Source organism: Streptomyces sp. MUM 2J (genome assembly GCF_022414535.1).
In the GTDB taxonomy this organism is placed as follows: Bacteria; Actinomycetota; Actinomycetes; order Streptomycetales; family Streptomycetaceae; genus Streptomyces.
In genome coordinates, this window is sequence record NZ_JADWYM010000025.1 from 76,366 (window position 1) to 100,751 (window position 24,386).

The window sequence follows — 24,386 nt, forward strand, 5'->3', positions numbered from 1 at the left end:
GCGCGGTCACGCGCCGTGCGCGTGCGGACCGGGCGTGATCGACCACTCTCGAAAGCCTGGTAGTGTTTACTTCGTCGCCGCGAGGGAAACCCCGCACGACAGACACCTGGTCCGGGTGGCGGAATGGCAGACGCGCTAGCTTGAGGTGCTAGTGCCCTTTATCGGGCGTGGGGGTTCAAGTCCCCCCTCGGACACAGATGAAAGGCCCCTGTTCAGCAGGGGCCTTCCGCATGTCCGGCACCTCTGTGACCAGGCACAATGGCGGGCATGACGACGCGTTCCTGCCCCTGTGGCCACCCCGAGGCGTACGAGGACTGCTGCGGCAGGTACCACTTGGGGACCGCCGCCGCGCCCACCGCCGAGGCGCTCATGCGGTCGCGCTACAGCGCCTTCGTGCGAGGGGACGCCGCTTACCTTCTGCGCACCTGGCACCCGAGGACGCGGCCCGCGCGGCTCGACCTGGACCCGCGGATGCGGTGGACCGGCCTGGAGATCCTCGGCACCGGGGCCGGAACGGCCTTCCACACCCACGGGACGGTGACCTTCCGGGCGTCGTACCGCGGCGGGTCCCTGCTGGAGCGCAGCCGTTTCGAGCGGCTCGACGGGGCGTGGGTCTACGTGGACGGGACCTTCCCGGAGGAGTAGGCCGACGGGTGTCCCCGCCCGCGGACCGGGCACACCGCCGGCCGGGGACCTACGGCGCCAGGATGTCCAGCTCCTGGAGCGCCCCCGCGGTGATCTCCCGGGTCAGCCGCTCCGCGCCGTCGGCGTCGCCCGCGCGGATCGCCTCGGCCAGCCGCACGTGCAGGGTGACCGCGGCCGGGTCGGGGTCCTCGAACATGACCTCGTGGTGCGTGCGTCCGGTGAGGACCTCGGCGACGACGTCGCCGAGGCGGGCGAACATCTCGTTGCCGGAGGCGTCGAGGATCACCCGGTGGAAGGCCACGTCGTGGAAGAGGTACTGCTCCAGCCGGTGGCCGCGCGAGTTGGCGACCATGCCGAGCGCGCACTCGGTCAGCTCGGCGCACTGCTCCGCGGTGGCGTACTGCGCGGCGAGGCCGGCGGCGACCGGTTCGACGGCGGAGCGCAGCACCGTCAGTGAGCGCAGCTGGTGGGGGCGGTCGGCGCCGGCCAGCCGCCAGCGGATGACCTGCGGGTCGTAGACGTTCCACTCGGACCTGGGGCGCACGGTGACGCCGACGCGGCGGCGGGACTCGACCAGGTGCATGGACTCCAGCACCCGCACCGCCTCACGCATCACCGACCGGGACACGTCGAAGCCCTGGGCGAGTTCGTCCGTGCGCAGCACACTGCCCGGTGGGTACTCACCCGCGGTGATCGCAGGGCCGAGGGTGTCGAGTACATGGCCGTGCAGACCCCGGCCCGGAGTGGTCATCCCCACAGCGTACGGGCGGATCACGGAACCAAAAAGTCAGACTTATTTGTCCCTGCCTCTTGAATTAGTCGTACCTAATGGGTTTCAGTGGCCCGGCATCAACATGTCGACGAGGACAGCGAGGCAGCGATGAACACCCCCCACGTCGTCGTGGTCATGGGCGTGGCAGGCACCGGCAAGACGACCGTCGGCCCCCTGCTCGCCGCCCGACTCGGCGTTCCCTACGCCGAGGGCGACGACTTCCACCCCGCGGCGAACATCGCCAGGATGTCGGCCGGCATCCCGCTCACCGACGAGGACAGGTGGCCGTGGCTGGACGCCGTCGGTGCCTGGGCGGAGGGCCGGGCGGGGCTGGGCGGAGTGGTCAGCTGCTCGGCGCTGAAGCGGTCGTACCGCGACCGGCTGCGGGCCGCCGCTCCCGGTCTGGTGTTCGTGCACCTGACCGGTGACAGGGCACTCATCGCCGACCGCATGGCGCACCGCCGGGGCCACTTCATGCCCACGGCGCTGCTCGACTCGCAGTTCGCCGCGCTCCAGCCGCTCCAGGCGGACGAGGCGGGTGTCGACGTCGACGTCGAGGGCGGTCCGGACCAGATCGCCGAGCGGGCCGCGGCCGCGCTGGCCGCACGCTCCGAGGCGACGTCCCGCTAGCGCCTCGACAGGCACCAGCACCCTCCAGGGGCCGCCCCCGGCCCCGTCTCCCGCGGGCACCCGTCCGGGCCCGCGCCCTCCCTCCGGGGTCCGGCGGTCCGGACCCCGCTCCTCCTCGGGGCTCCCTGCCCGGCCCCGGGGCTCTTGGGGTCCCGTGCCGGGCCCCGGACCTGCCCATCCCCGTATCTGCAAGGGAACCCCCGTGACCAGACTCAGCGTCGAGATGCTGGCAGCGGACACCGCCGCACCGATCACCTCCGCCGGTCATGCCCGACTGGGCGTGGCCGTGCTGGCGGGCATCGCCGTCATCGTCCTGCTCATCACCCGGTTCAAGCTCCACGCGTTCCTGTCGCTCACCCTCGGGTCGCTCGCGCTCGGCGCGATCGCCGGGGCCCCGCTGGACAAGGTCATCGCCGGCTTCACCGGCGGACTGGGCGCCACGGTCGCCGGTGTGGGCGTGCTCATCGCCCTCGGCGCGATCCTCGGCAGGATGCTGGCCGACTCCGGCGGCGCCGACCAGGTCGTCGACACGATCCTCGCCAGGGCGGGCGGGCGGAGGATGCCGTGGGCCGTGGTGCTCATCGCCGCGGTGATCGGCCTGCCGCTCTTCTTCGAGGTCGGTGTCGTGCTGCTGATCCCGGTCGTGCTGATGGTCGCCCAGCGCGGCCACTACCCCCTGATGCGGATCGGCATTCCGGCGCTCGCGGGCCTGTCCGTGATGCACGGCCTGGTGCCGCCGCACCCCGGCCCGCTGGTCGCGATCGACGCGATCAGAGCCGACCTCGGTGTCACGCTGGCGCTCGGCGTGCTCGTCGCCATACCCACCGTGATCGTCGCCGGTCCGCTGTTCTCGCGGTACGCGGCCCGCTGGGTGGACGTTCCGGCGCCGGAGCGCATGATCCCGCAGCGCGCGTCCGATGACCTCCGCACCCGCCCCGGCTTCGTCCCGACGCTGGTGACCGTCCTGCTCCCGGTCGTCCTGATGCTGTCCAAGGCCCTGGTCGACATCGTGGTCGACGATCCGGCCCACCACGTCCAGCGGGTGTTCGACGTCGTCGGCTCCCCGCTGATCGCACTGCTCGCCGCCGTGCTCCTGGGCATCTTCACGCTGCTGCGGCCCGCGGGCTTCGGCAAGGAGCGCCTCACGCCGCTCGTGGAGAAGGGGATCGCCCCCATCGCCGGCATCCTGCTGATCGTCGGCGCCGGAGGCGGTTTCAAGCAGACCCTGATCGACACCGGTGTCGGCCGGATGATCCTCGACGTCTCCCGGGACTGGAACATCCCTGCGCTGCTGCTGGGCTGGCTGATCGCGGTGGCGATCCGGCTGGCGACCGGTTCGGCGACCGTCGCGACCGTCTCCGCGTCCGGTCTGGTCGCCCCGCTCGCGGCCGGCATGACGACCACCCACACGGCCCTGCTCGTCCTGGCCGTCGGTGCGGGCTCGCTGTTCTTCAGTCATGTCAACGACGCCGGGTTCTGGCTGGTCAAGGAGTACTTCGGCCTGAACGTCGGGCAGACGGTGAAGACCTGGTCCGTGATGGAGACGATCATCTCGGTCGTCGCGGGCGGTCTGGTCCTGCTGCTCTCCCTGGCGCTCTAGTCGCAGTGTCCCGACCGCAGGGTGCACGCCGGCCCGCGGCCCTCTCCCCCGAGGGCGCGGCGCCTGGGGCGGGGGGCGGCCATCACCTGCGGTGGTTCCCGCCCCCCGTGTCCGCGGCCGGGGGGAACAGCGGCGCCGTCAGGGGCGCCACAGGGGGTGCTCCCGTTCGGCCCACTCCCGGTCGACCGCGCCGGTACGCAGGCCGCGGCGGGCCTCTGGGTCGGCGAGGGCCATGCCGATGTGCCCGGCCAGGACGACGCCGATGGTGAGGGCGAGCCAGTCGTGGACGAAGGTCGCGCTGGTCCGCCACATCAGCGGGGTCAGATGGGTGAACCACATCAGCAGTCCGGTGCCGAGCATCACCAGTGAGGCGCCGGCGATCCAGGCGGCGTAGACCTTCTGCCCGGCGTTGAACTTGTCCGCGGGCCGCGATGCGGGCCGCCGGTCGCGGCGCAGCGCCGCGCGCAGCCAGCGCCGGTCGTGCGGACCGAAGCGGTTGAGGCTCCCGAGGTCGGCGCGGAACGCCCGGGAGGCGAGACCGGCCAGGACGGGTACGGGCAGGGCGATCCCGGCCCACTCGTGGATACGGACGACCAGTTCACGGCGCCCGACGAGTTCGGCGAGCTGCGGCAGGTACAGGCAGGCCGCCGTCACCACGCAGGTGCCCATCAGGACGGCCGTCGTGCGGTGGATCCAGCGCTCGGCGCGGCTGAAGCGGGGCAGGCGCACGGCCTTCGGGGTGGGGGCGTCAGCTCGTAGGCTCATCGTCGCGTCCGTTCGAGCGGCCCACCCAGGCGTCGACGTCGTATCCGCGCTTCTCCCAGTAGCCGGGCCGCACCTCGTCGGTGACGGTGATGCCGGAGAGCCACTTGGCCGACTTGTAGAAGTACATGGGGGCGACATAGAGGCGGACGGGGCCGCCGTGGCTGTGGCCCAGGTCCTTGTCCTGCATGCGCAACGCGACCAGGACGTCGGCGCGGCGGGCCTGGTCGAGGGTGAGGCTCTCGGTGTAGGCGCCGTCGAAGCAGGTGAAGCGGACGGCTCTGCCCTGCGCCCGGACGCCCGCCGCGTCGAGCAGGTCGGAGAGGCGGACCCCTTCGAAGGGAGTGCCGGGCACCCGCCATCCGGTGACGCACTGGACGTCCTTGACCAGCCGGGTCTGGGGCAGTCTGCGCAGGTCGGCCAGGGTGTAGGTGGTCGGGCGGTGTACGAGCCCGCCGACCGTGAGGCGGTAGTCCCCGGCGCTCTTGTGCGGCACGGACGAGGTGACCGAGTAGTAGCGGAATCCGCCGCCGTTGGGCAGCAGGCCGGTCAGGCCGGTGGGATCCTTGTCGGCGGCGTTGCCGAGGAAGGCCTCCAGCCCGCGTTGCAGGGTGGGGGCGGTGAGCACGCCCAGGGCGCCCAGGCCCAGAGTGCCGAGGAGGATGCGGCGGCCGATCGGCTTGCCCGGCACAGGCGGCTCGTCCGGGCGTTCCGCTGGTTGTTCGGGGTTCACCCTGCCATTCGAGCACCAGCGGCCCCTGCCGGAGAAGGGTCTCCGGCAGCTCGTCAGGGTTCCGTAACCACTTCGCGCCCCTTCGCGTGCACGGGCCGGGGCGGGCCCGGGGCGGGAAGCGGGCGCGGGCGCACGGGATCGGGACGGGCCCGCGTGGGAGTCGGGGTCTGCTCAGGGGCCCGGCGCGGCCCCGCCCCGGACGCGGGCCCGCACGGGGAGCACGGAGCCGCGCCGGGGCGTGCACCGGCAGGAGACCGGGGACGGGCCCGGTCTCAGGAGGAGGCCTCACGCTCCAGCCGGAAGGCCTCGTTGCCGAGTCCGATCCGGGCGTGCGCCTCGGGGTTGCGGGAGCGCAGCAGCAGGCCGAGGACGAGCCCGGCCACGAGCGCGGCGCCGACGACGGCGGGCAGGAGCCAGCTGAGGGCGGAGCCTGGCCCCGCCCCGACCAGGACGTCGAAGTCCTTGACCGTGAAGCCGGCGAGCACCAGCAGAGCGAGGCCGGCGAGCGCGGAGGTCACCAGGCGCCAGGCCTGGGCTCCGGCCGCGCCGCGCCGGGCGAAGAAGACGATCACGGACAGGGAGGCTGCGGCCATCAGCAGGGTCACGCCGAGGGCACCGAGGTTGCCGCACCAGGTGAACAGGTGCAGCACGGGGGCCGTCGGGTCGCCCGCCGGGCCGTTGTCGGCGACCGCGAAGGCGGTCACGACGATCGCCGCCACGACCGTCTGGAGCAGGGAGCCGATGCCCGGGGCGCCGCTGGTGCCGTTGGTGCGGCCGAAGGCGCGGGGCAGCAGCCCCTCACGGCCCATGGCGAACGCGTACCGGGCGACGACGTTGTGGAAACTGAGCGTGGCGGCGAACATGCCGGTCACGAAGAGCACGTGCAGGACGTCGGTGAAGGTGGCGCCGAGCCGGGACGAGGTCAGCGTGAACAGCAGGCCGGCGCTCTCCTGCTGCGCGGTGCCCACGATCGCGGAGGGCCCGGTGGCGACGGTGAGCGCCCAGGAACTCAGCGCGAAGAACACCGCGACGGAGCCGACGGCGAGGAACATCACGCGTGGCACCAGCACGTGCGGCCTGCTGGTCTCCTCGGCGTAGACCGGGGCCTGCTCGAAGCCGGTGAAGGCGGCGATGCAGAAGCACAGGGCGGTCGAGACACCGGCGCCGGCGAGGGTGTCGGGGTTGAAGGCGTGCAGGGAGAGGCCCTCCGCACCGGGGTCGGTCAGCGCCGCGAAGTCGAAGACGACCACGAGGGCGACCTCGATGACCAGCAGCACGCCGAGCACCCGCGCGTTGACGTCGATCTTCAGCCAGCCGAGCGCGCCGACCACGGCGACGGCCGCGAGCGCCGGGATCCACCAGGCGATCTCCAGGTCGGCGTAGGTGGCGAACAGTCCGGAGACCTCGAAGCCGAAGATGCCGTAGATGCCGACCTGGAGCGAGCTGTAGGCGACGAGGGCCACGAGCGCCGCACCCGCACCGGCCGTGCCGCCCAGCCCGCGGGCGATGTAGGCGTAGAAGGCACCCGCGTTGTGGACGTGGCGGCTCATCTCGGCGTACCCGACGCTGAACAGGACGAGGACGGCGCCGAGGGCGACGAAGAGGAGCGGCTGGCCGACGATGCCCATCACCGCGAATGTAGTGGGCATGACACCCGCGACCACCATCAGCGGGGCGGTCGCGGCGAGGACGGAGAGCAGCAGCCCTCCGGTGCCGAGGCGGTCGGCGCGCAGGGCGCGCTCCCGGCCGAGGTAGGTGCTGATGTCGGCGGCGGGGCGGCCCGGGCTCGAACGGCCGATCGTCATCGGGAGGTCCTTCTCTCGTCACTCGGTGAGCGGTCTGTCGGAAGCGGCCGGTGGCGGCGGCCGGTGGCACGCGGGCGGTCGGGGGGGGCGCGGCCGGCGGCGGTCTGCCGATCGGTCGCAGGGGGGTCGCAGGGGGGTCGGACGTGGGCGGTCGGGGGTCGCGGGCAGGACGTCGGCCGAGGGCTTCGGGCGGAGGGCGGTGGCCGGACTCACCGCGTGCCGAGCGCGCGGTCGCGGGCGGCGCGGAAGGCGGCGAGCGGGTCCCGGTCCGGATAGGACCAGGGCTCGGCGGTGGCATGGTCGCCAATGCGGTGGAAGAGGGCTGCGGCCTCGGCTCCCCGGCCCTCGCAGACCTTGGCGTGGGCCAGGAAGTTGAGGTCGACGAGACGTCGCGGGTGGCCCTCGTGCTCCCACTCGAGCCACCAGTCGAAGGCGGCCTTGAGCACCTGCCGGGCGCGGCGCCCGGTCCAGTGCCCGGATGCCACGGGATCGCCGGGCTCGAACCCGGCGGCGGCCAGGACACGGTAGCGCTCGGCGTGCGCCACGACCGGCAGGACGGCGAGCGGGGAGTCGGCGGGTGCCTGTTCCGCGGCCCAGGCGGCGAAGTCGTAGACCTCGTGCAGCGGGTCGGGGCCGGCGTCGGCGCGCCGCTCGGCGAGCCGGGCGACCATCAGATGGTGGGCGTGATGGTGGTCGGTGTGGCGGGCGCGGACCTGCTCGAAGGCGCGCACGAACCCCGCGTCGTCACCCGTCCAGCGCTCCAGCATCAGCAGGCCGAGCCAGGGAGTGGGGGCACCGGGGACGAGGGCGGCCGCGGCACGGCAGGCCTCGCGAGCACGGGTGGGCTTCTCCCTGCCGCGCAGGCACTGCCGGACCAGGGCCACGGCCAGCAGCGCGGTGGCGTCGGCGGAGTCGGGCTCGGCGAGCAGCCAGTCCCGGGCCCAGGCCGCGCAGTACGGCTCTCCGGCAAGGACCGCGATGCGGTGGTCCCGGCGGTCCCAGTCATCGCCGGTACGGGCGAGCAGCGCGCGGACGGCCTGCCAGCGCCCCTGGGACAGCGCGGCGCGGGCGGCGCCGAGTTCGATGTCGTCGAGGGCGGCGTCGAAGGCCTGGGCCGGACGCCTGCGGACGCGGCCGAGCGGAGGCGGAGGCGGGGGTGGGGACACCGCGGGACTACCTCGTGTTCCTCATGTTCCTCGTTCGGCCACGGGCGTCGGTGCCGCCCGTGGCGCTCCTGTCACCCGAAGACGCCGGTGGTCGCCTGGGGGCGTTGCTGCCGTTGCTGCTCGTCCTGCCCGTGCGGACATCGGCCCGCTGTCAGTCGATCACTCACAGCAAACCCGCAGCCAACACTTGACGTCAAGGGCCGACGACTCATATCGAGGATCAACTGCCCTTCAAATGGCGGGAATTGATCGGTGCCACGTCATGCCGCGCACCTGCGGCCCGGGCTCCGGGCGCCACCGATGTGACGTACGCCATAGCAAAGCCGGGCCCGGCACCCGACCATGGCGGGACTCAGCCGCCCGTTTCCGGGTCCTCCCCGGAGACGGTTCTCTCCGGGCACTCCCCAGGGCCCCGCCGGCTCTGGGACGCTACAGTCGGCCCTTGACGACCCGTGGCCCGGCCGGACGATCGAGGTACGCAGCGTGTCGGTTCTCATCCTTGTTCTCGCCGTGAGCGCGGCGTGCTGCCTGGGCTTCGGGTTCGTCCTCCAGCAGAGCGCCGCGCAGCGGGCACCGCTCGGCGACTTCCTCTCCCCCCGCCTCCTGCTGGACCTGATGAAGGTGCCGAGCTGGCTGGGTGGCATCGGGCTGATGGCCCTCGGCATGGCGCTGGGTGCGGTCGCACTCGGCCAGGGCGAGATCTCGCTGGTGGAGCCGCTCCTGGCGACGAACCTGCTGTTCGCCATGGCCCTGTCGCGTCAGCGCAGCCGACAGCCACTGGGCCGGCAGGGCTGGTCCGGGCTGGCCCTGCTCGCGGGCGGGGTGACCGCGTTCATCGTGGCGGGCCGGCCGCGCGGCGGCACCGCGGTTCCGGACCCCCTGCGGCACTGGCTGATCATCGGCACGATGATCGGGCTCGCACTGGTGCTGACCACTTGCGCCAAGCGCTCCCGACTGAGCATCGGCCCGATGCTGCTGGCCGTGGCCGCGGGTCTGCTGTACGGGGTGCAGGACGCGCTCACCCGGATCAGCGGCCAGCGCTTCTCCGAGGGCGGCCTGCCGGAGCTGCTGACCGGCTGGCAGCCGTACGCCGTGCTGGCACTGGGGGTCACCGGGCTGGTCCTGGTGCAGAGCGCCTTCGAGACCGCCTCCCTGCGCATGTCCCTGCCCGCGCTGACCGCCGCCCAGCCCCTGGCCGGCATCGCCTGCGGCGTGGGCTTCCTCGGCGACCGCCTGCGCACCGACACGGGCGCCCTGACCTGGGAGGCGGTCGGCCTCGCGGCGATCGTGACCGGCATCGTCCTGCTGGGGCTGCACCCGGCGATGCCCTCCGGCTCCGCGAAACCCGAGCGGGTCCGCGCCCTCCAACCGAGCTGAGCCGGCACGGGCGGGCTGCTTGGATGGGGCCCATGAGCGCTGCCGACGAGATCCTCGACATCGTCGACGACCAGGACCGGGTCGTCGGCCAGTGGCCGCGGGGCGAGGCGTACGCCAGAGGCCTGCGCCACCGCTGCGTCTTCATCCAGGCCCGCGACGGGGCGGGGCGCATCTTCGTACACCGCCGCACCCCGACCAAGCTGGTCTTCCCCTCCCTGTACGACATGTTCGTCGGCGGAGTCGTCGGCGCGGGCGAGGCCTACGACGACGCGGCCCTGCGCGAGGCCGAGGAGGAACTGGGGGTGAGCGGGCTGCCCCGGCCGCGGTTCCTCTTCAAGTTCCTGTACGACGACGGCGCCGGGCACAGCTGGTGGTCGGCGGTGTACGAGGTCCGCTGCGACCTCGCGGTCAGCCCCCAGGCCGAGGAGGTCGCCTGGCACGGCTTCCTGCCCGCGGAGGACGTCGAACGGCTCCTCCCGGAGTGGACCTGGGTACCGGACGGGCTGGCGGCGTACGAACGGCTGAGGGACTTCCGGGCCGAGGGCCGCGAGGGGGCCGCCGGGTAAGGTCCTCACGTGATCCCATTCGTCCGCAATGTCCGACTGTGGTTCGCGCCTCAGCGGATCCGCGAGGAGGGCGCCACGCCCGACTACCGGTTCTCACTGGCGAACGAGCGCACCTTTCTCGCGTGGCTGCGCACCGCACTGGCACTGATCGGCGGCGGATTCGCGGTAGACCAGTTCCTGCCCGACCTTCGATGGGCCTGGCGGGCCGGACTCGCCCTCGCCCTGCTCGCGTCCGGCGTGCTGTGCGCGCTGCGCGCGGTGAACCACTGGGTGCGCGCCGAGCAGGCGATGCGGCGCGGGGAGGATCTGCCGCTGTCCCGTTTCCCGGCCGTGCTGAGCCTCGCCGTCGCCGTGGTCGCCATCGCGATGGTGATCGTCGTGATCGCGGGATGGGAGGGGTGAGCGAGCGGGATCCGGGACTCCAGCCGGAACGGACGCGGCTGGCCTGGCGCCGTACGACGCTGGCCGCCACGGTGGTCACCGTGCTCGCCGCCCGCAGCGCCCTGCACGACGGCGCGTCGGCTCCCGGGCTCGCGGTGTGCGCCGCCGGCTCGCTGCTCTGGCTGGGCTTCCTGGTCGTCGCCCACCACCGCATCCGGGCCCTCGCCGTCACCGGCCGCCCGCCGGCCCTGGCGCCCCGGCACGCGACGGCAGCGGTGCTGTGCACGGTCGCGCTGGCGCTGTGCGCGACGCTCCTGGTGCTCTGAACCGGGGCCGGGCCGCACGGGCCTGGCCCGGCCTCCACGCCCTTGGGGCGCCCCGGGGCCCGCAAAAGCCTCCCGAGGGGGCTACGCGGACTCCTCCTCCCAGTCCACCGTCACCACGATCTTGCCGCGGGTGTGGCCTCCCTCGTTCAGCCGATGCGCCTCCGCCGCCCGCTCCAGCGGGAAGGCCTCGGCGACGTTCACGTTCACCACGCCCTGCTCGGCCAGCTCGGACAGCCGCCCGAGGTCCTCGGCGTCGGGGCGGACCCAGTAGTACCGACCGCCGTAGGTGAGCACGTCCGGGTCGGCGATCGAGGCCAGCCGCCCCTCGGAGCCCAGGAGGGCCACCGACGCCTGCAGCGCCTCGCCGCCGACGGTGTCGAAGGCCGCGTCGATACCCTCGGGCGCCAGCCCCCGCACCCGGTCGACCAGCCCCTCGCCGTAGGTCACCGGCTCACCGCCCAGTCGCCGCACGAAGTCGTGGTTGGCCTCGCTCGCCGTACCGATCACACGGGCGCCGAAGTGCCGGGCCAGCTGGACGGCGAGCGAGCCGACACCGCCGGCGGCGGCGTGGACCAGCACGGTCTCGCCACGCTTGACGCCCAGCGCCCGGTTGAGCACCTGGTAGGCGGTCAGCCCGGCCAGCGGCAGCCCCGCGGCCTGCTCCCAGCTGAGGTTGCGCGGCTTGTGGGCCAGCGTGCGCACCGGGGCGGCGACGTACTCGGCGAAGGTGCCGCGGGAGAGGAAGTCCTCACGGACGTACCCGATGACCTCGTCACCGACGGCGTACTCGGTGACGGAGACCCCGGGCTGCACCACGACCCCCGAGACGTCCCAGCCGGGGACCACCGGGAAGACGGCTTCGAGCATGCCGTCCAGATGGCCCTCGCGGCACTTCCAGTCGACGGGATTGACGGCCGCCGCCCGGACCTTGACGAGGACGGCGTCGGGTCCGACCTTGGGCTCGCCGACGTCTCCGTACTCCAGCACCTCGGGTCCGCCGTACCGTCTGTAGCTGATCGCCTTCATGCCTCCGACCCTCGGGGGTACCCTGACGCCACGCAAGCCGGATGCCCCGATATGCGCCGTTCGCGTGGCAGCCTGTCCGTCGGCATCCCCGGCGTCACCGAAGGTGGGCACCATGACGACCCTGCACCACGCACACGGCTCCCACAGCCACATCCACGGCCCGGAGTGCGGCCACACCGAGGTCCCGCACGGCGACCACGTGGACTACGCGCACGACGGCCACATGCACCGCGCGCACGAGGACCACTGGGACGAGTGCGAACGCGACGAGCACGTGGTGCACGAGGCGCACGAGCACCGGCACGGACAGGACTGCGGGCACGAGAGCGTCCTGCACGGCGACCACGTGGACTACCTCCACGACGGCCACCGCCACGCGGAGCACGACGGCCACTGGGACGACCACTGACCGACCCCGCCGGACGGGCGCGGCGCCGCTCCGCCGGAACCCGGGACGCCGAAGAGGCCCGGCGGGGCCCGGCACGCCGCGGGCAGCGGGCGCGGCGGGCGCGGCAGCGAAGCGAACGGAGGGCCGGGCACGGCCGGAAAACACCGCTCGGCCACCCACGAGGCTCCCCGGGGTACTGCCCCGGGTGCCGTCGGCCTATCGTGTCCCCGATCACGTTTGCGCCCCGCACTGGACGACATACCGACTGGTCGGCATGATAAGTCGAGTCCTGTCGCCCAGCAGCCCGTGGGAGCGCCGCATGAGCCCCGACCATCCGCCCGGACTCGATCTCGACCGGCTGCGCGACCTGCTCGACCGTGAGCGTCCCGGCCTGGTGCAGGGACCTCTGACCGGCCGGCTGATCGAGGGCGGACGGTCGAACCTGACCTACAAGGTCTCCGACGGCACCTCGACATGGGTCGTCCGGCGCCCCCCGCTCGGGCACGTGCTGGCCACCGCGCACGACATGCGGCGCGAGCACCGCGTGATCAGCGCGTTGCACCCGACGTCCGTGCCGGTGCCGCGGCCGCTGCTGCTGTGCGAGGACGAGGAGGTGCTCGGGGCGCCGTTCTACGTGATGGAGTTCGTCGGGGGCACCCCGTACCGCACCGCGGACCAGCTCGTCCCACTCGGCCCGCAGCGCACCCGGGAGACGGTGCTCTCCCTCGTCGACACGCTCGTCCGGCTGCACGCGGTCGAGCCCGGCGAGGTGGGCCTGGGGGACTTCGGGCACCCGGAGGGCTTCCTCGACCGGCAGCTGCGCCGGTGGGGCAAACAACTGGACGCCTCCCGCAACCGCGAACTGGCCGGCGTCGACGAACTGCACGCAGCGCTCGGCCGCGCACTGCCCCGCTCCCCCGCTCCCGCGGTGGTGCACGGCGACTACCGCCTCGACAACGTCCTCATCGGCGCCGACGGCACGATCAAGGCCGTGCTCGACTGGGAGATGTCGACACTCGGCGACCCGCTCACCGACCTGGGGCTGCTGGTGATGTACAGCACCCCGCTGGGCATGGCGGGCTCGCCGGTCTCCACGACCGCCGAGGCACCCGGCCATCCGGCTCCCTCCGAACTGATCGCCCGGTACGCCGAGCGTTCCGGACGGGACGTCTCGGCCGTCTCCTGGTACACGGCGTTCGCCTGGTTCAAGCTCGCCGTGATCCTGGAGGGCATCCACTACCGCTACACGCTGGGCCGGACGGTCGGGCGGGGCTTCGACCGCATCGGCGACCTGGTCCCCGTCTTCATCGAGCACGGCCTGACGACTCTTCACGACGGTCTCCAGGAAGGCTGACCCGCCATGGACTTCGCGTTCGACGCCCGCACCGAGGAACTGCGCGCACGACTGCTCGCCTTCATGGACGAGTACGTCCATCCGGCGGAGGCCGTCGCCGACGAGCAGCGCGCACGGCTCGCATCGCCGTGGGACACCCCGCCGGTGGTGGAGGAGCTGAAGGCCGAGGCCCGCCGGCAGGGCCTGTGGAACCTCTTCCTGCCCGACGCCGAGTACGGCGCCGGCCTGACGAACCTCCAGTACGCCCCGCTGGCCGAGATCACCGGGCGCTCGCCGCAGCTGGCGCCCACCGCGACCAACTGCGCCGCGCCGGACACCGGCAACATGGAGGTGCTGGCGCAGTTCGGCGACGACTGGCAGAAGAAGCAGTGGCTCGAGCCCCTGCTCGCCGGCGAGATCCGCTCGGCGTTCGCCATGACGGAGCCGGACGTGGCCTCCTCGGACGCCACCAACATCACCACGCACATCGAGCGGGACGGCGACGAGTACGTCATCACCGGCCGCAAGTGGTACATCTCCGGGGCGATGGACCCGAACTGCTCGATCTTCATCGTGATGGGGAAGACGGACCCGGACGGCCCGGACCTCCGCCGCCAGCAGTCCATGGTCCTGGTGCCGCGCGACACCCCCGGCGTCACCGTGCGGCGTGCCATGCGGGTCTTCGGCTACGAGGACCACTTCCACGGGGGCCACGCCGAGATCGTCTTCGACCACGTGCGCGTGCCGGTGTCCCATCTGATCGGCGAGGAGGGCGGCGGCTTCGCCATCGCCCAGGCCCGTCTCGGACCGGGCCGCATCCACCACTGCATGCGGCTGATCGGCATGGCGGAGCGGGCGATCGAGCTGATGTGCCGCCGGGCGGTGTCCCGGACCGCCTTCGGCAAGGCGCTGGGCCGGCAGGGCGTCGTCCACAACTGGATCGCCGACGCGCGGGTGACGGTGGAGCAGCTGCGGCTGCTGGTGCTGAAGACGGCCTGGCTGATGGACACCGTGGGCAACCGGGGTGCCCACACCGAGATCCAGGCCATCAAGATCGCCACCCCGCGTGCGGTCGTCGACATCATCGACCGGGCGATCCAGCTGCACGGCGCGGGGGGCGTCAGCCAGGACTTCCCACTGGCCGAGCTCTACGCCGGAGCCCGAACGCTGATGATCGCCGACGGCCCGGACGAGGTGCACCAGCGGTCCCTGGCCCGGCACGAGCTGAAGAAGTACCTCTGACAGGGCGGGGAGGGGCGCCCCGGCACGGGAGCGGTCGCCCCTCCCCGTGCCGGGGCGCCCGTCCACGTACCGGTCCGTGTGTCCGGGGCGCGGCGGGCCCGTGTCCGGGCCTCCGCCGGCCCACGGCACCGGTCGCCGTACGGTGCGCCCACCCGTCGTGGCGCCCGTTCGGGCACCTCGACGGGCCGACGGGGCGCTCCTCGCGCCCGGGGCGCGCCCCCACGGGTGCGCGCCCCGGGGCGTGGTGCCGCGCGGGAGGGGGCGCGCTGCGCGCCCGGCTCAGGGGCGCAGGGCCCGCAGCAGCAGGTCGGCCAGGTGATCGGCGACCTCCTGCGGGCCGAGCGGGCCGTCGGGGCGGTACCAGGTGGACAGGTGGTGGACCGAGCCGAAGTGGTAGTCCACCACCAGGTCCGCGGGCGTGGCCGTGGAGAAGACGCCCTCGCGCTGCCCCTCCTCGATGAGGGCGCGGAAGCGCTCGTGGTAGCGGCGGCGCTCGGCGCGGACCTGCTTGTTCTTCTCGGGGCTGAGATGGTGCATGGACCGGAAGAAGATCGACGCGTCGTCGAGGTTCTCGATGGTCGTGACCACGACGTCGGCCGCCGCGCCCCGCAGCCGCTTCTCCACCGGCGCGTCCATCTCGGCGAAGTGGTCCAGCCGCTCCTGCTGGACACGCAGGACGCGCGCGTACACCTCGTGCAGCAGGTCGTCCTTGGAGCCGAAGTAGTGGTAGAGGGCCCCCTTGGTGACGCCTGCGGCCTCGACGATCTCCTGTACCGAGGTCCGGTCGTAGCCCTGCTCGGCGAAGAGCCGGGTGGCGGCGGCCAGGAGCCGCTGCGGCACGGGAGTGCCGTCCGTGTCCGTCGTCCTGGGCACTGCCGCCACCTGCCTTTCCGTGGTTCCTAACGAGTCTGTTGCGTGCGGGAACGCAGTTCCCGCCGGAGGATCTTCCCACTTGCCGTCTTGGGCAGGTCGGGCAGGATCTCCACCTGACGGGGGTATTTGTACGCGGCCAGTCTCTCCCTGCAGTGGGCCGCCAGGTCGTCCGGGTCCGTCTCGGTGCCCGGACGCAGACTGATGTACGCCTTGACGGTCTCTCCGCGGTACCCGTCGGGCACCCCGACGACGGCCGCCTCGCGTACCGCCGGGTGGGTGTAGAGCACGTCCTCGACCTCGCGCGGCCAGACCTTGAAGCCGGACGCGTTGATCATGTCCTTCTTGCGGTCGACCACGTACAGCCAGCCCTGCTCGTCCATGAAGCCGATGTCGCCGGTGCGCAGCTCACCGCCGGGGAAGGTCTCGGCGGTGGCCTCGGGGCGGCGCCAGTAGCCGGGTACGACCTGCGGGCCGCTCACGACGATCTCGCCCTGCTCGCCGAAGGGCACCTCCCGGCCCTCGTCGTCGACGATGCGGACGACGGTGTCGGGGCCGGGCAGGCCGACGGCGAGGGTGCCGGAGACCGGGTCGACCGGGGCCTGTAGGTGCGGGGGCACGGAGGCGCAGGGGGCGGTGCACTCGGTGAGGCCGTAGCCGTTGCGGATGTACGGCCCGAAATCGGACCGGAACTTCTCCACCAGGGCCGGCGGCAGCGGGGCGCCGCCGGAGGAGATGACGGCGAAGGACGCGAAGTGCTCACGGGTGCAGCCGGGGTGGGCGGCCAGCGCCATGAACGCGGTCGACGGGCCGACCGTGTAGTGCGGGCGCTGCGCGGCGAAGGCGTCCAGGACGACGCCCGCCTCGAAGCGGTAGGCCAGGACCAGCGTGCCCGCGCTGTTCAGGCAGGCGCCGAACTGGGCGACCATGCCGGTGATGTGGAACAGCGGGGCCATCGCGAAGTAGACCGGGGCCTCGGGCAGCGCCAGCCCGGTCCGCTGCCGCTCGGCGTTGTACATGATGTTGCCGTGCGTGTTGGTGGCGCCCTTGGGGGTGCCGCTGGTCCCCGAGGTGTAGCTGATCAGCGCGATGTCGCCGGGTTCGGGGACGCGCCCCTGGGGGGCCGGGTGGCCGGCGCGGGCGACGGCGGTCAGGTCGTCGGCGTCGGCGGCCCTCGGGAGACGCTCGAAGGAGAGCACACGAGCGTCGTCCGCGGTCTGGAAGTCCCGCTCGCAGGCGGTGAGCGCGATCCGGACCGGGGAGTCGGCGGCCGTCGTGCGCAGGTAAGACTCCCAGGCGCGGTCGGAGCAGATCAGCGCGGCGGCCTCGGCGTCGCGCAGTACGTGGGTCACCTCGGCCGACTTGTACATGGGGTTGACGGGGACGACGATCGCGCCCGCCTTCCAGGCGCCCAGCACCGCGAGCACGAAGTGCGGGGAGTTCTGGAGCAGGACGGCGACGCGGTCGCCGCGCCCGACGCCGCGGGCGGCGAGACGGCCGGCGACGGAGTCGCTGAGCTCGTCGGTCTCGCGGTAGGTCAGGCCGCCGTCGAAGTAGCTGAGGAAGGTCCGCTCCGGCGCCTCGGCGACGGCCCGGCGCAGGGCGTGCACCAGGGATGCCGCCGGGTCCACCGGAGCACGCTGGGCGTCGGTGAGGAGGTCCCGCCAGGGCTGGGCGGCGTACCCTGCCGCGGTCACTCGGCGGCCTCCCACTTCTGCTGGATGTGGTTCATGTTCACCAGCCAGCGCTCTGGGTCGGCGGCCCTCGCCCGGTAGTACCCGGCGACCTCGGGGTGCGGCAGGACCAGGAACCGGTCCTCCTCGATGCCCCGGAACAGGGCGTCGGCGACGTCCTCGGGCTCGATCGCGGTCGGCCGGAGCACCAGGTCGCCCGCGCTGCCGGTGCCGGCCAGCATGTCGGTGCGCACGCCCTGCGGGCAGACGGCGTGCACCTTGATCCCGCGGTGGCGGTAGGTCAGTGACAGCCACTCGGCGAAGGCGTAGGCGCCGTGCTTGGTGACGCTGTAGGGGGCGGCGCCGATCATCGTCAGCAGGCCGGCGGCGGACACGGTCGAGACGAAGCGGCCGCTGCCGCGCGCCAGCCAGTCCGGGAGCAGCAGGTGGGCCGCGCGGACGTGCGCCATGACGTTGACGTCCCAGGCGAGTGCCCAGACGTCCTCCGCGGCGGATTCCGAGCCGCCGGAGGGGACGCCTGCGTTGGCGCAGTAGACGTCGACGGTGCCGCCGAGCGCCTCCCGTGCCCCGGCGACGATCGCGGAGGCGTCGCCGGGCACGGCGGTACCGCCGATCTCGCCGGCGACCGCCTTCGCCTTGTCCGCGTCGAGGTCGTTGACCACGACCCTGGCCCCCTGTGCGGCGAACCGACGGGCCAGCGCGGCCCCGATCCCGCCGCCGGCTCCCGTGACGACGACTCCAGCACCCTCAACGGCTTCCACCATCGGTCTCCTTCGACGCGACGCGACGCGACTCGGCTCCGACCCTGCGGCGTCAGACTAACCGGTCGGTATGTACGAAGGAAGGGGTGACCGGACCGGCCTGTACCGGCGGGGCGGTGCACACCGTGCCACTCGGCCGACCGGGCCCCGGCCGGATCCGGACAGGGCCGGACCCGACGGACCCGACCCGGCGACCCGGCACCCCGGCGACCGGGCTGCGGCGCGGAGGCGGACGCGCGAGCGGTACCCCGCTGCACCGGTGGGCGTTCGGCGCGCGCCCGGGACGCCGTGGTGTATGGCCAATTCCCCCCGTCCGCAGGACGATACGCCCGTACCGGCGCGCCGTTTCGGACGAGGGGGTCTGGCATGGCAGGGACGGAGATGAGCGTGGCTCCCTACTGGGAGCTGACCTTCGATGCGGACGGGGACGTCGACGGCCGCCGGCGTGACCGGCTGACGGCCGAGGTCGCCGCCCGCGGGGTGCGGCATCTGGTGGTCTTCGCACACGGCTGGAACACCGACCGATCCGGTGCCACCCGGCTGTTCAGCCGCTTCCTCGCCCCCTTCCCCGAACTCGCGCCCCGGGCCGGGCTGGGATTCGCCGGCGTGGTGTGGCCGTCGATGCGGTTCTCCGACGAGCCGATCCCCGACTTTCCCCACTCCGTGGCCGCGCCGCCGGGACGCCGTCCCGCACTGGACGAGGTCACCCTGGAGGCGCTGCGGGAGACCTTCCCCGGGCAGGCGCAGGTCGTCGACCAGATCGCGCGCCTGCTGACGCAGCAACCCCACGGACAGGCGGAACTGGAGGGGTTCGGCCGGCTGGTGCGGCTGCTGGTGGGGGCCGTGCCGTCCGGGCCGCAGGCGCTGTTCGCCGCGGACACCCTGGTGGACGGGGTGCCGCAGGACGGTCCTGCGATGTTCCACCGGCCGGTGGCGGAGGTGTGCCGGGAGTTCACCGAGGCGCTGGCGGGGCTCGAAGAGGGCGGTGGGGGCGAGGGGTTCTCCCTGCCGAACCCCTGGCACGGGGCCCGCGAGCTGCTGCGGCAGGCGACGTACTACGCGATGAAGCGGCGCGCCGGTGTGGTCGGCGAGCGCGGACTGGGGCCGGTGCTCGGGCGGCTGGCCGAGGCCGGCCCCGGCGTGCGGGTTCATCTCGTCGGCCACAGCTTCGGGGCACGGCTGGTGTCGTTCGCGCTGCGCGGCCTGCCCGAAGGGGTGCGCACGGTGAAATCGGTGACCCTGCTCCAAGGGGCCTTCTCGCACTACGCGTTCGCCTCCCGGCTGCCGCACGACCCGCGTGCGGGAGGTGTGCTGCGGGGCCGGCAGAACCGGGTCGACGGCCCGGTGGTGTGCTGCCACTCCCGGTACGACTCGGCGCTCGGCACGCTGTACCCGATGGCCTCGCGGATGGCGGGTGACGCCGCCGGGGTGACGGCCGAGGAGTTCCGGATCGGGCGCCTGCCGGGGGCCCGGTGGGGGGCCATGGGGTACGACGGCGTCCAGGCGGTGCCGGGAACGCGCGCGGTGGCGCTGGCCGAGGCGGTGCGGGGCACACTGCCCGCGTCGGGGTGCGTCAACGTCGACGCGGCGTCCGTGGTGCGGCGCGGCGGACCGCCGTCCGGGGCGCACAGCGACATCCTCCACCGGGAGCTGGCGCAGGTGGTGGTGGCGGCGGGCCGTATCGCCCCGTGAGGCGGCCCGCCGCCACCGCGGCCGTCACCGGTGTCCGGTGAACTCCACGACCTGCTGGTAGGTCGGCCGGTTCTGCCAGCCGATCCGGTCGTGCTTGATGCCGCCGAGGGGACGCTGGACGATCGAGTCGGCACACCACTGGTCACCGGCCGAGCACTGGCCGTCGCCCGGGTAGACCTGGGAGGCGGTCCTGCCCGCCGCTTCCTTCAGGGTGCCGATCAGGACGTCCCGGCAGCCGGTGAGGCTGCCGCCGCCGCAGTAGGTCCGGGCGAGGGGCCCCTGGACCGGCTCGCCGAGCACCGCGCGGATGTCCTTGTCGACATAGCTCCACCAGCCGTACTGGAAGGAGCTTCCGGCGTGCGCCCCGGTGGGGCCGTGGCCGGCGGACGGCGCCTCGTCGACCGGCAGGTTGGCGGTGAGGGCGGAGTACAGGTCGCTGCCGAGGCCGGGCTCGAACTCGGCCTTGACCAGCAGCGGCCACCAGGCGTCGAGGATGCGGATCGCCTCCGCGTCGGCGTACTTCCTTGATCCCGCCGACGTCTCGGTACGCCGGGCGCCGGCGGCGACCCAGGACTGGAGCCTGCTCACCGCCGCGGCTGCCGTGGGGTCGGTCACCGGTGACCCGGTGACGACCTTGAGCAGGTCCGGCAGCACGTCCTCGGCGCGCAGGTCGGACACGCCCGCCTCGGCCATCGCCTGCACGAGGGAGGTGCGGGTGACGCCGCCGGCGGAGACCAGCCTCTTCACGCGGTCGTCGAGCAGGTTGCCGCGGTGCACCGAGCCGTTGCCCCAGGAGGCGGCGGCGTAGCCCTCGGCCTGCTTGTTGTTCCAGGAGATGTAGTAGTCCTGGTCGAGGGAGTTGGGGTGGGCGGACGGCGGGGTGTAGTCGGCGGTGTTGGGCACCGGGTCCCAGCCGCGCCACTCGTACTCGGGCCGCGCCCACACCGGGAACCCGGCGTCGACTCCGTCGGCGCGCACGGGGTTGTCACCGCTGTTGTAGTACGCGGTGTGCCGGTCGTCGGCGTAGAACCAGTTGAACGTGTAGTTGATGTGCTGCACCGCGCTCTGGAAGGACGCGGGGCCGGTGACGTAGCCGGGGTCGTTCAGCATCTGGAAGCCGATGATCGAGTCGGCCTCGTGGAGGAACGACGAACGCAGGCTGGTGTAGGCGACCTTCTTGCCGCCCACGGTCGCGCGGTACTCGACCGGGCCGTACGCCGTGCGCCAGACCCGCATGGTGTAGGAGCCCTCGGCCGTTCCGTCGGCGACCGTCGGCTTCCAGGCGTTCTTCCGCTCCACCTTGTCCATGGCGGTGCAGGTCCCTCGGTAGAGGTAGTGGTAGTCGTCCTGGCACAGCTCGACGGCGTAGGTGTCGATGATGTCCTGACCGGAGGTGGTGGCACTCCAGGCGTAGTCCTGGCCACGGCCGAGTTCGACGTAGAAGCTCAGTCCGGCGAAGGAGGCGCCGCGGGCGCTGAGTCCCGGACCCTGGATCTCCTGGAGCATCAGCAGCTGCGGGGCGAAGTAGCCGGTCTGCGGCCCGAAGACGGCGACGGGGTGCCCGCTCGCGGTGTGCTCGCCGCTGACCACAAGGGCGTTGGACATGCCGCGCCGGGCGGAACTGACGGCCGCCTTCGCCGCCGCGGTGGAGGCTCCGGTCGCGGCGCTGGTCACGGCGCTGCCGGTGCGGTCGTGGACGAGGGGCTCCGGGGTCACCGAGCCGGGGTCGGGCAGTGCCGTGCCGCGGGGGTCGTCGGGGCGGGTGGCGTACGGGAAGCTCTGGCCGTCGTGGACGGTGAGGACGGCTTCGGGGTCGTTGCGCTCACGGAAGGACTCCCAGACCTCGGTGCCCTCCTTCACGCCGTACTTGGCCTGTGCGGCGAGCAGCGAGAGGGCGTTGTTGACCTCGCCGCCGCCCCCGGAGCCGAAGAGTGCGCCGACGACCGAGCCGAGCGCCACCAGGTCGGTGATCTTGAAGTGGGCGATGGTGCCGGCGTTGGTGATGGCGTTCTTGTGGCCGGTCAGGACGTACTCGCCGGGGAAGTACCGGCCCCTGTCCGAGGCGTCGATGTAGGCGTTGATGCCCGCCAGGTAGGCGTCGGCGTCGGCGAGGGCCTGCCGGCCCCGGTCGCCGTTGGTCGTGACGGCGCGGTCGATCTGGGCCTGGAGCTCGGCCTCCGTGTAGGGCGCGTTGCGCCAGAACTGCTGCTCCAGCCCCTGGTTGGCGGCGGCGCCGCCGGCGAAGGAGGTCAACTGGCCGCGGCCGACGTGCCGGAAGACGTCCATCAGCCACAGCCGGTCCTGGGCCGCGGCGTAGCCGGCGCCGAACTCGGTGCCGTAGCGGGTGGTGCCGGTGATGTGCGGGACACCCGTCTTCTTGTCGCGGACGATGGTGACGTCGGTGCGGCCCGCGGGCCTCTGGGTGGACGCTATCCGGTCGGAGGGGACGCCGAAGGAGGCGTCGTTGAAGAAGGTGTTGATCTTCTCCGCGGTGAGGGTGGGGTAGCCGGTGGCCAGGTTCGCGTACGGGCCGAGCTGGTCCTCGGAGTGCCACGGCTGGGTGCCGAAGGCCTGGTTGAACAGGATCTGGACGAGGGTGGCGTTGCCGTTCTCGCCGGGCGGGAGGATGTCCGAGCACCGGCCGCCGCAGTAGTCGTTCACGGCGGTGGTGCTGGTGGCCGCCACCGCTGGTGTGGAAAGCGGCGACAAAAGCCCGGCCAAGAGCGCGCATGCGCCGGCGGCCTTCAGGAACCCGGGGAACCTGCGAGGAGTTCTCAGTCTGTCAGCGGTGCTTCGTGGGGTGCGCCATGACATGGGCGGCTCCTACCGACGTGGGGTTGGCCGGATGTTACCGGCGGTATCCCCGCGTTTGAAGATGAACATGCGTCAACTTTCAGCGCTTCAACGGGAGTCCGGGAGGTCAAGCAGGGCGGCGTTATGGACGGCATCGGCAATCGGATGGAGCCGAATCGCCTGTCGACACGTCTACTCGGCGATGTCGAAGGACGACGGGGGGCGGGCAAGGAGGAAGGACGACGGACGACGCCGGAGGACACCGAACGGCGCCGGACGCCGTCGGGCCGCGGGCACGGAGGCGTGCGATGGGGCCGACACGACCGACGTACAGGTGCAGGTGTGAGGGAGGTGCAAGGCGATGGCCGGATTCCGAAGCCTGGCGAGACAGGTGCGGGACCCGCGGTGCGATCTGGCGCTGCGGCGGTACTCACTGCGCAAGTGCCTTGAAAGGTTCGCCCCTTACGGACACAGGGCGACCTGGGACCATCTGTGCACGCACTGGGGCTTCGGCCCCGAGGACAGGTCCCCCGACCCGGTGCGGCTCGTGGCCGCGCTGGACGAGCTGGAGGAGGCGCGGTCGGTGTGGCTGGCCTATGAGGCCGGGTTCGCCGAACGGCGCAGGAAGGAGAAGCACGACGGGCTGCGCCGGCCGGGCAGCGTGGACGACTGGCACCGGCTGACCTGGGGCGGCTTCGGTGTCGCCTGGTGCGACGACCCACGGGTCCACCCCCGGGAGCCGCTGGCGGAGGTGCTGCGGCGGCTGATCGCGACTCTGGAGCGCGCACCCGGGTCGGGCTGCCCGGTCTGCGGCGGGGCGCGCCTGATGTGGCGGTACGACCTGGACCACGAGCCCTCCTCGGGTCCGGTCTGCGCGGACTGCGGGATCCTCGTCCCCCGTCCGGTACTCACACCCGAGGCCCTGGCGCACGCCAGGCGCGGCGGGCGGCTGCTGGTGTCGGCCTAGAGGCGCGGGGGTGCGCCGGGGATGCCGCACCCCCTGTGCGAGCCCGGACCGGGACCAGCGTCCGCGGGACGGGCATCATCGGAGCATGCGGGTCCACCTCGACGGGGCGCGGGGCCACCGACGGAGCGGTGGTTCCCCTGACGCCGCACGCGAGGGCCGCCGCCGCGGCCGATGCCGTCGCGGCCTGAGCGCCCACCGCGGACGCCACACCGCCGGTCCGTTGACAGCCGCCCTCCCGGCGACCATGCTAAGCAGTTGCTTAGTCATCACACGAGAGGCCGGGACCATGGCAGAGCCGAGGATCTTCACGTCCGCCGACGAGCTGCGGGCGGCGGTGGGTGAGCAGCTGGGGTACACCGACTGGCTGGAGGTCGACCAGAAGCGGATCGACCTGTTCGCCGAGGCCACCGGCGACCACCAGTGGATCCACGTCGACCCGGAGAAGGCCGCCACGGGGCCGTTCGGGACCACGATCGCCCACGGGTACCTCACCCTGTCGCTGCTGCCCCTGTTCGGACCGCAGCTCATCGCCGTCGAGGGCGTGAAGATGGGCGTCAACTACGGGACGAACAAGGTCCGCTTCCCCGCCCCGGTACCGGTGGGCTCGCGACTGCGCGCCACCGCGGCCGTCACCGGCGTCGAGGACGTGCCCGGCGGCATCCAGGTCGCCGTCGCCTTCACCGTGGAGCGCGAGGGCGGAGACAAGCCGGTGTGCGTCGCGGAGTCGGTCTCGCGCTACTACCTGTGAGGCCCGGGGCCGACACGCCCGCCCCGGCCGGAGCGGTCCCGGAGGCGCTGCCGTCACCGGACCGGTCCCGGCAGCGGGCGGGCGGCGCCGGTGACCGCCCGGCCGCAGC

Annotated in this window: 23 protein-coding genes and 1 tRNA gene; 14 read left to right on the forward strand and 10 right to left on the reverse strand. The window is 72.9% G+C overall.

Translation table 11 applies throughout. From position 1 onward, the window contains the following. Positions 1 to 109: 109 nt before the first annotated feature. Both I3F54_RS20505 and I3F54_RS20510 read left to right on the forward strand, forming a co-directional pair. Positions 110 to 194 (forward strand) — tRNA-Leu (locus I3F54_RS20505). A gap of 73 nt (positions 195 to 267) precedes the next feature. Further along, a complete protein-coding gene (locus I3F54_RS20510; protein WP_240120286.1) occupies positions 268 to 645 on the forward strand; it encodes a YchJ family protein in 378 nt (125 codons plus the stop codon). Positions 646 to 694: 49 nt separating this feature from the next. Here I3F54_RS20510 and I3F54_RS20515 read toward each other — a convergent pair whose 3' ends face one another. Further along, complete coding sequence (locus I3F54_RS20515) at positions 695 to 1,396, reverse strand: FadR/GntR family transcriptional regulator (RefSeq protein ID WP_240120287.1); 702 nt, start codon at positions 1,394 to 1,396, stop codon at positions 695 to 697. Positions 1,397 to 1,525: 129 nt separating this feature from the next. Between I3F54_RS20515 and I3F54_RS20520 the strand changes: the two genes are divergently transcribed. Together I3F54_RS20520 and I3F54_RS20525 are read left to right on the forward strand one after the other, a co-directional pair. Beyond that, positions 1,526 to 2,047 carry a gluconokinase gene (locus I3F54_RS20520; RefSeq protein ID WP_240120288.1) on the forward strand — a complete coding sequence of 174 codons (522 nt, stop codon included), beginning with the start codon at positions 1,526 to 1,528 and terminating at the stop codon, positions 2,045 to 2,047. A gap of 202 nt (positions 2,048 to 2,249) precedes the next feature. Further along, positions 2,250 to 3,647 (forward strand): gluconate:H+ symporter, encoded by a 1,398-nt coding sequence (locus I3F54_RS20525; RefSeq protein WP_240120289.1) that lies wholly within the window; start codon positions 2,250 to 2,252, stop codon positions 3,645 to 3,647. A 138-nt stretch (positions 3,648 to 3,785) separates the two neighbouring features. On the opposite strand, the gene I3F54_RS20530 is transcribed toward I3F54_RS20525, so the two are convergent. The 4 genes from I3F54_RS20530 to I3F54_RS20545 form a co-directional block, all read right to left on the reverse strand. After that, positions 3,786 to 4,412: a cytochrome b/b6 domain-containing protein gene (locus I3F54_RS20530; protein ID WP_240120290.1), complete on the reverse strand. Its 627-nt coding sequence runs from the start codon at positions 4,410 to 4,412 to the stop codon at positions 3,786 to 3,788. Further along, a complete protein-coding gene (locus I3F54_RS20535) occupies positions 4,396 to 5,142 on the reverse strand; it encodes a molybdopterin-dependent oxidoreductase (protein ID WP_240120291.1) in 747 nt (248 codons plus the stop codon). Before I3F54_RS20535 ends, I3F54_RS20530 begins: the two co-directional genes overlap by 17 nt. A gap of 272 nt (positions 5,143 to 5,414) precedes the next feature. Further along, complete coding sequence (locus tag I3F54_RS20540; RefSeq protein ID WP_240120292.1) at positions 5,415 to 6,947, reverse strand: APC family permease; 1,533 nt, start codon at positions 6,945 to 6,947, stop codon at positions 5,415 to 5,417. Positions 6,948 to 7,156: 209 nt separating this feature from the next. Next, positions 7,157 to 8,113, reverse strand: a complete 957-nt coding sequence (locus tag I3F54_RS20545) for a hypothetical protein (protein WP_240120293.1) — start codon at positions 8,111 to 8,113, stop codon at positions 7,157 to 7,159. A 483-nt stretch (positions 8,114 to 8,596) separates the two neighbouring features. Here I3F54_RS20545 and I3F54_RS20550 point away from each other — a divergent pair, with 483 nt between their 5' ends. From I3F54_RS20550 to I3F54_RS20565, 4 genes are read left to right on the forward strand one after another with little or no spacing between them, the layout of a single operon-like run. After that, positions 8,597 to 9,490 carry a DMT family transporter gene (locus I3F54_RS20550; protein ID WP_240120294.1) on the forward strand — a complete coding sequence of 298 codons (894 nt, stop codon included), beginning with the start codon at positions 8,597 to 8,599 and terminating at the stop codon, positions 9,488 to 9,490. Positions 9,491 to 9,522: 32 nt separating this feature from the next. Beyond that, complete coding sequence (locus tag I3F54_RS20555) at positions 9,523 to 10,056, forward strand: NUDIX hydrolase (RefSeq protein ID WP_240120295.1); 534 nt, start codon at positions 9,523 to 9,525, stop codon at positions 10,054 to 10,056. Positions 10,057 to 10,065: 9 nt separating this feature from the next. Continuing rightward, a complete protein-coding gene (locus I3F54_RS20560) occupies positions 10,066 to 10,458 on the forward strand; it encodes a DUF202 domain-containing protein (RefSeq protein WP_240120296.1) in 393 nt (130 codons plus the stop codon). Continuing rightward, positions 10,446 to 10,763, forward strand: a complete 318-nt coding sequence (locus I3F54_RS20565) for a DUF202 domain-containing protein (RefSeq protein WP_240120297.1) — start codon at positions 10,446 to 10,448, stop codon at positions 10,761 to 10,763. The genes I3F54_RS20560 and I3F54_RS20565 overlap by 13 nt, the downstream gene beginning before the upstream one ends. Positions 10,764 to 10,844: 81 nt before the next feature. Here the strand turns inward: I3F54_RS20565 and I3F54_RS20570 are convergent, their stop codons facing one another. Further along, the gene (locus I3F54_RS20570) at positions 10,845 to 11,789 is read right to left on the reverse strand and encodes an NADP-dependent oxidoreductase (RefSeq protein WP_240120298.1); all 945 of its coding nucleotides are present in this window, start codon (positions 11,787 to 11,789) and stop codon (positions 10,845 to 10,847) included. A gap of 112 nt (positions 11,790 to 11,901) precedes the next feature. Here I3F54_RS20570 and I3F54_RS20575 point away from each other — a divergent pair, with 112 nt between their 5' ends. The 3 genes from I3F54_RS20575 (at position 11,902) to I3F54_RS20585 (ending at position 14,752) form a co-directional block, all read left to right on the forward strand. Continuing rightward, positions 11,902 to 12,198, forward strand: coding sequence for a hypothetical protein (locus I3F54_RS20575; RefSeq protein WP_240120299.1), 297 nt, complete (start codon positions 11,902 to 11,904; stop codon positions 12,196 to 12,198). A 298-nt stretch (positions 12,199 to 12,496) separates the two neighbouring features. Next, the gene (locus I3F54_RS20580; RefSeq protein ID WP_240120316.1) at positions 12,497 to 13,531 is read left to right on the forward strand and encodes a phosphotransferase family protein; all 1,035 of its coding nucleotides are present in this window, start codon (positions 12,497 to 12,499) and stop codon (positions 13,529 to 13,531) included. A gap of 6 nt (positions 13,532 to 13,537) precedes the next feature. Next, positions 13,538 to 14,752, forward strand: coding sequence for an acyl-CoA dehydrogenase family protein (locus I3F54_RS20585; RefSeq protein ID WP_240120300.1), 1,215 nt, complete (start codon positions 13,538 to 13,540; stop codon positions 14,750 to 14,752). A gap of 279 nt (positions 14,753 to 15,031) precedes the next feature. Here the strand turns inward: I3F54_RS20585 and I3F54_RS20590 are convergent, their stop codons facing one another. From I3F54_RS20590 to I3F54_RS20600, 3 genes are read right to left on the reverse strand one after another with little or no spacing between them, the layout of a single operon-like run. After that, complete coding sequence (locus I3F54_RS20590; RefSeq protein ID WP_240120301.1) at positions 15,032 to 15,625, reverse strand: TetR/AcrR family transcriptional regulator; 594 nt, start codon at positions 15,623 to 15,625, stop codon at positions 15,032 to 15,034. Positions 15,626 to 15,651: 26 nt separating this feature from the next. After that, positions 15,652 to 17,319 (reverse strand): class I adenylate-forming enzyme family protein, encoded by a 1,668-nt coding sequence (locus I3F54_RS20595; protein ID WP_240120302.1) that lies wholly within the window; start codon positions 17,317 to 17,319, stop codon positions 15,652 to 15,654. Continuing rightward, positions 17,316 to 18,080, reverse strand: a complete 765-nt coding sequence (locus I3F54_RS20600; RefSeq protein WP_240120303.1) for an SDR family oxidoreductase — start codon at positions 18,078 to 18,080, stop codon at positions 17,316 to 17,318. The genes I3F54_RS20595 and I3F54_RS20600 overlap by 4 nt, the downstream gene beginning before the upstream one ends. 363 nt (positions 18,081 to 18,443) lie before the next feature. Here I3F54_RS20600 and I3F54_RS20605 point away from each other — a divergent pair, with 363 nt between their 5' ends. Further along, positions 18,444 to 19,769, forward strand: a complete 1,326-nt coding sequence (locus I3F54_RS20605; protein WP_240120304.1) for a serine-threonine protein kinase — start codon at positions 18,444 to 18,446, stop codon at positions 19,767 to 19,769. Positions 19,770 to 19,793: 24 nt separating this feature from the next. Here the strand turns inward: I3F54_RS20605 and I3F54_RS20610 are convergent, their stop codons facing one another. Further along, on the reverse strand, positions 19,794 to 22,583 hold the full coding sequence (locus tag I3F54_RS20610; protein WP_240120305.1) for a penicillin acylase family protein: 2,790 nt from the start codon (positions 22,581 to 22,583) through the stop codon (positions 19,794 to 19,796). Between the two features lie 340 nt (positions 22,584 to 22,923). Here I3F54_RS20610 and I3F54_RS20615 point away from each other — a divergent pair, with 340 nt between their 5' ends. After that, complete coding sequence (locus I3F54_RS20615) at positions 22,924 to 23,529, forward strand: hypothetical protein (RefSeq protein ID WP_240120306.1); 606 nt, start codon at positions 22,924 to 22,926, stop codon at positions 23,527 to 23,529. Positions 23,530 to 23,815: 286 nt separating this feature from the next. Continuing rightward, positions 23,816 to 24,277, forward strand: coding sequence for a MaoC family dehydratase (locus I3F54_RS20620; RefSeq protein ID WP_240120307.1), 462 nt, complete (start codon positions 23,816 to 23,818; stop codon positions 24,275 to 24,277). Positions 24,278 to 24,386: the final 109 nt, after the last annotated feature.

Excerpts from the sequence above, each read along its gene's own strand:
- I3F54_RS20510 (WP_240120286.1), top strand. The coding sequence starts at position 268 with ATGACGACGCGTTCCTGCCCCTGTGGCCACCCCGAGGCGTACGAGGAC.
- I3F54_RS20515 (WP_240120287.1), bottom strand. The coding sequence starts at position 1,396 with ATGACCACTCCGGGCCGGGGTCTGCACGGCCATGTACTCGACACCCTC.
- I3F54_RS20520 (WP_240120288.1), top strand. The coding sequence starts at position 1,526 with ATGAACACCCCCCACGTCGTCGTGGTCATGGGCGTGGCAGGCACCGGC.
- I3F54_RS20530 (WP_240120290.1), bottom strand. The coding sequence starts at position 4,412 with ATGAGCCTACGAGCTGACGCCCCCACCCCGAAGGCCGTGCGCCTGCCC.
- I3F54_RS20540 (WP_240120292.1), bottom strand. The coding sequence starts at position 6,947 with ATGACGATCGGCCGTTCGAGCCCGGGCCGCCCCGCCGCCGACATCAGC.
- I3F54_RS20555 (WP_240120295.1), top strand. The coding sequence starts at position 9,523 with ATGAGCGCTGCCGACGAGATCCTCGACATCGTCGACGACCAGGACCGG.
- I3F54_RS20565 (WP_240120297.1), top strand. The coding sequence starts at position 10,446 with ATGGGAGGGGTGAGCGAGCGGGATCCGGGACTCCAGCCGGAACGGACG.
- I3F54_RS20570 (WP_240120298.1), bottom strand. The coding sequence starts at position 11,789 with ATGAAGGCGATCAGCTACAGACGGTACGGCGGACCCGAGGTGCTGGAG.
- I3F54_RS20575 (WP_240120299.1), top strand. The coding sequence starts at position 11,902 with ATGACGACCCTGCACCACGCACACGGCTCCCACAGCCACATCCACGGC.
- I3F54_RS20580 (WP_240120316.1), top strand. The coding sequence starts at position 12,497 with ATGAGCCCCGACCATCCGCCCGGACTCGATCTCGACCGGCTGCGCGAC.
- I3F54_RS20585 (WP_240120300.1), top strand. The coding sequence starts at position 13,538 with ATGGACTTCGCGTTCGACGCCCGCACCGAGGAACTGCGCGCACGACTG.
- I3F54_RS20600 (WP_240120303.1), bottom strand. The coding sequence starts at position 18,080 with ATGGTGGAAGCCGTTGAGGGTGCTGGAGTCGTCGTCACGGGAGCCGGC.
- I3F54_RS20605 (WP_240120304.1), top strand. The coding sequence starts at position 18,444 with ATGGCAGGGACGGAGATGAGCGTGGCTCCCTACTGGGAGCTGACCTTC.
- I3F54_RS20610 (WP_240120305.1), bottom strand. The coding sequence starts at position 22,583 with ATGTCATGGCGCACCCCACGAAGCACCGCTGACAGACTGAGAACTCCT.
- I3F54_RS20615 (WP_240120306.1), top strand. The coding sequence starts at position 22,924 with ATGGCCGGATTCCGAAGCCTGGCGAGACAGGTGCGGGACCCGCGGTGC.
- I3F54_RS20620 (WP_240120307.1), top strand. The coding sequence starts at position 23,816 with ATGGCAGAGCCGAGGATCTTCACGTCCGCCGACGAGCTGCGGGCGGCG.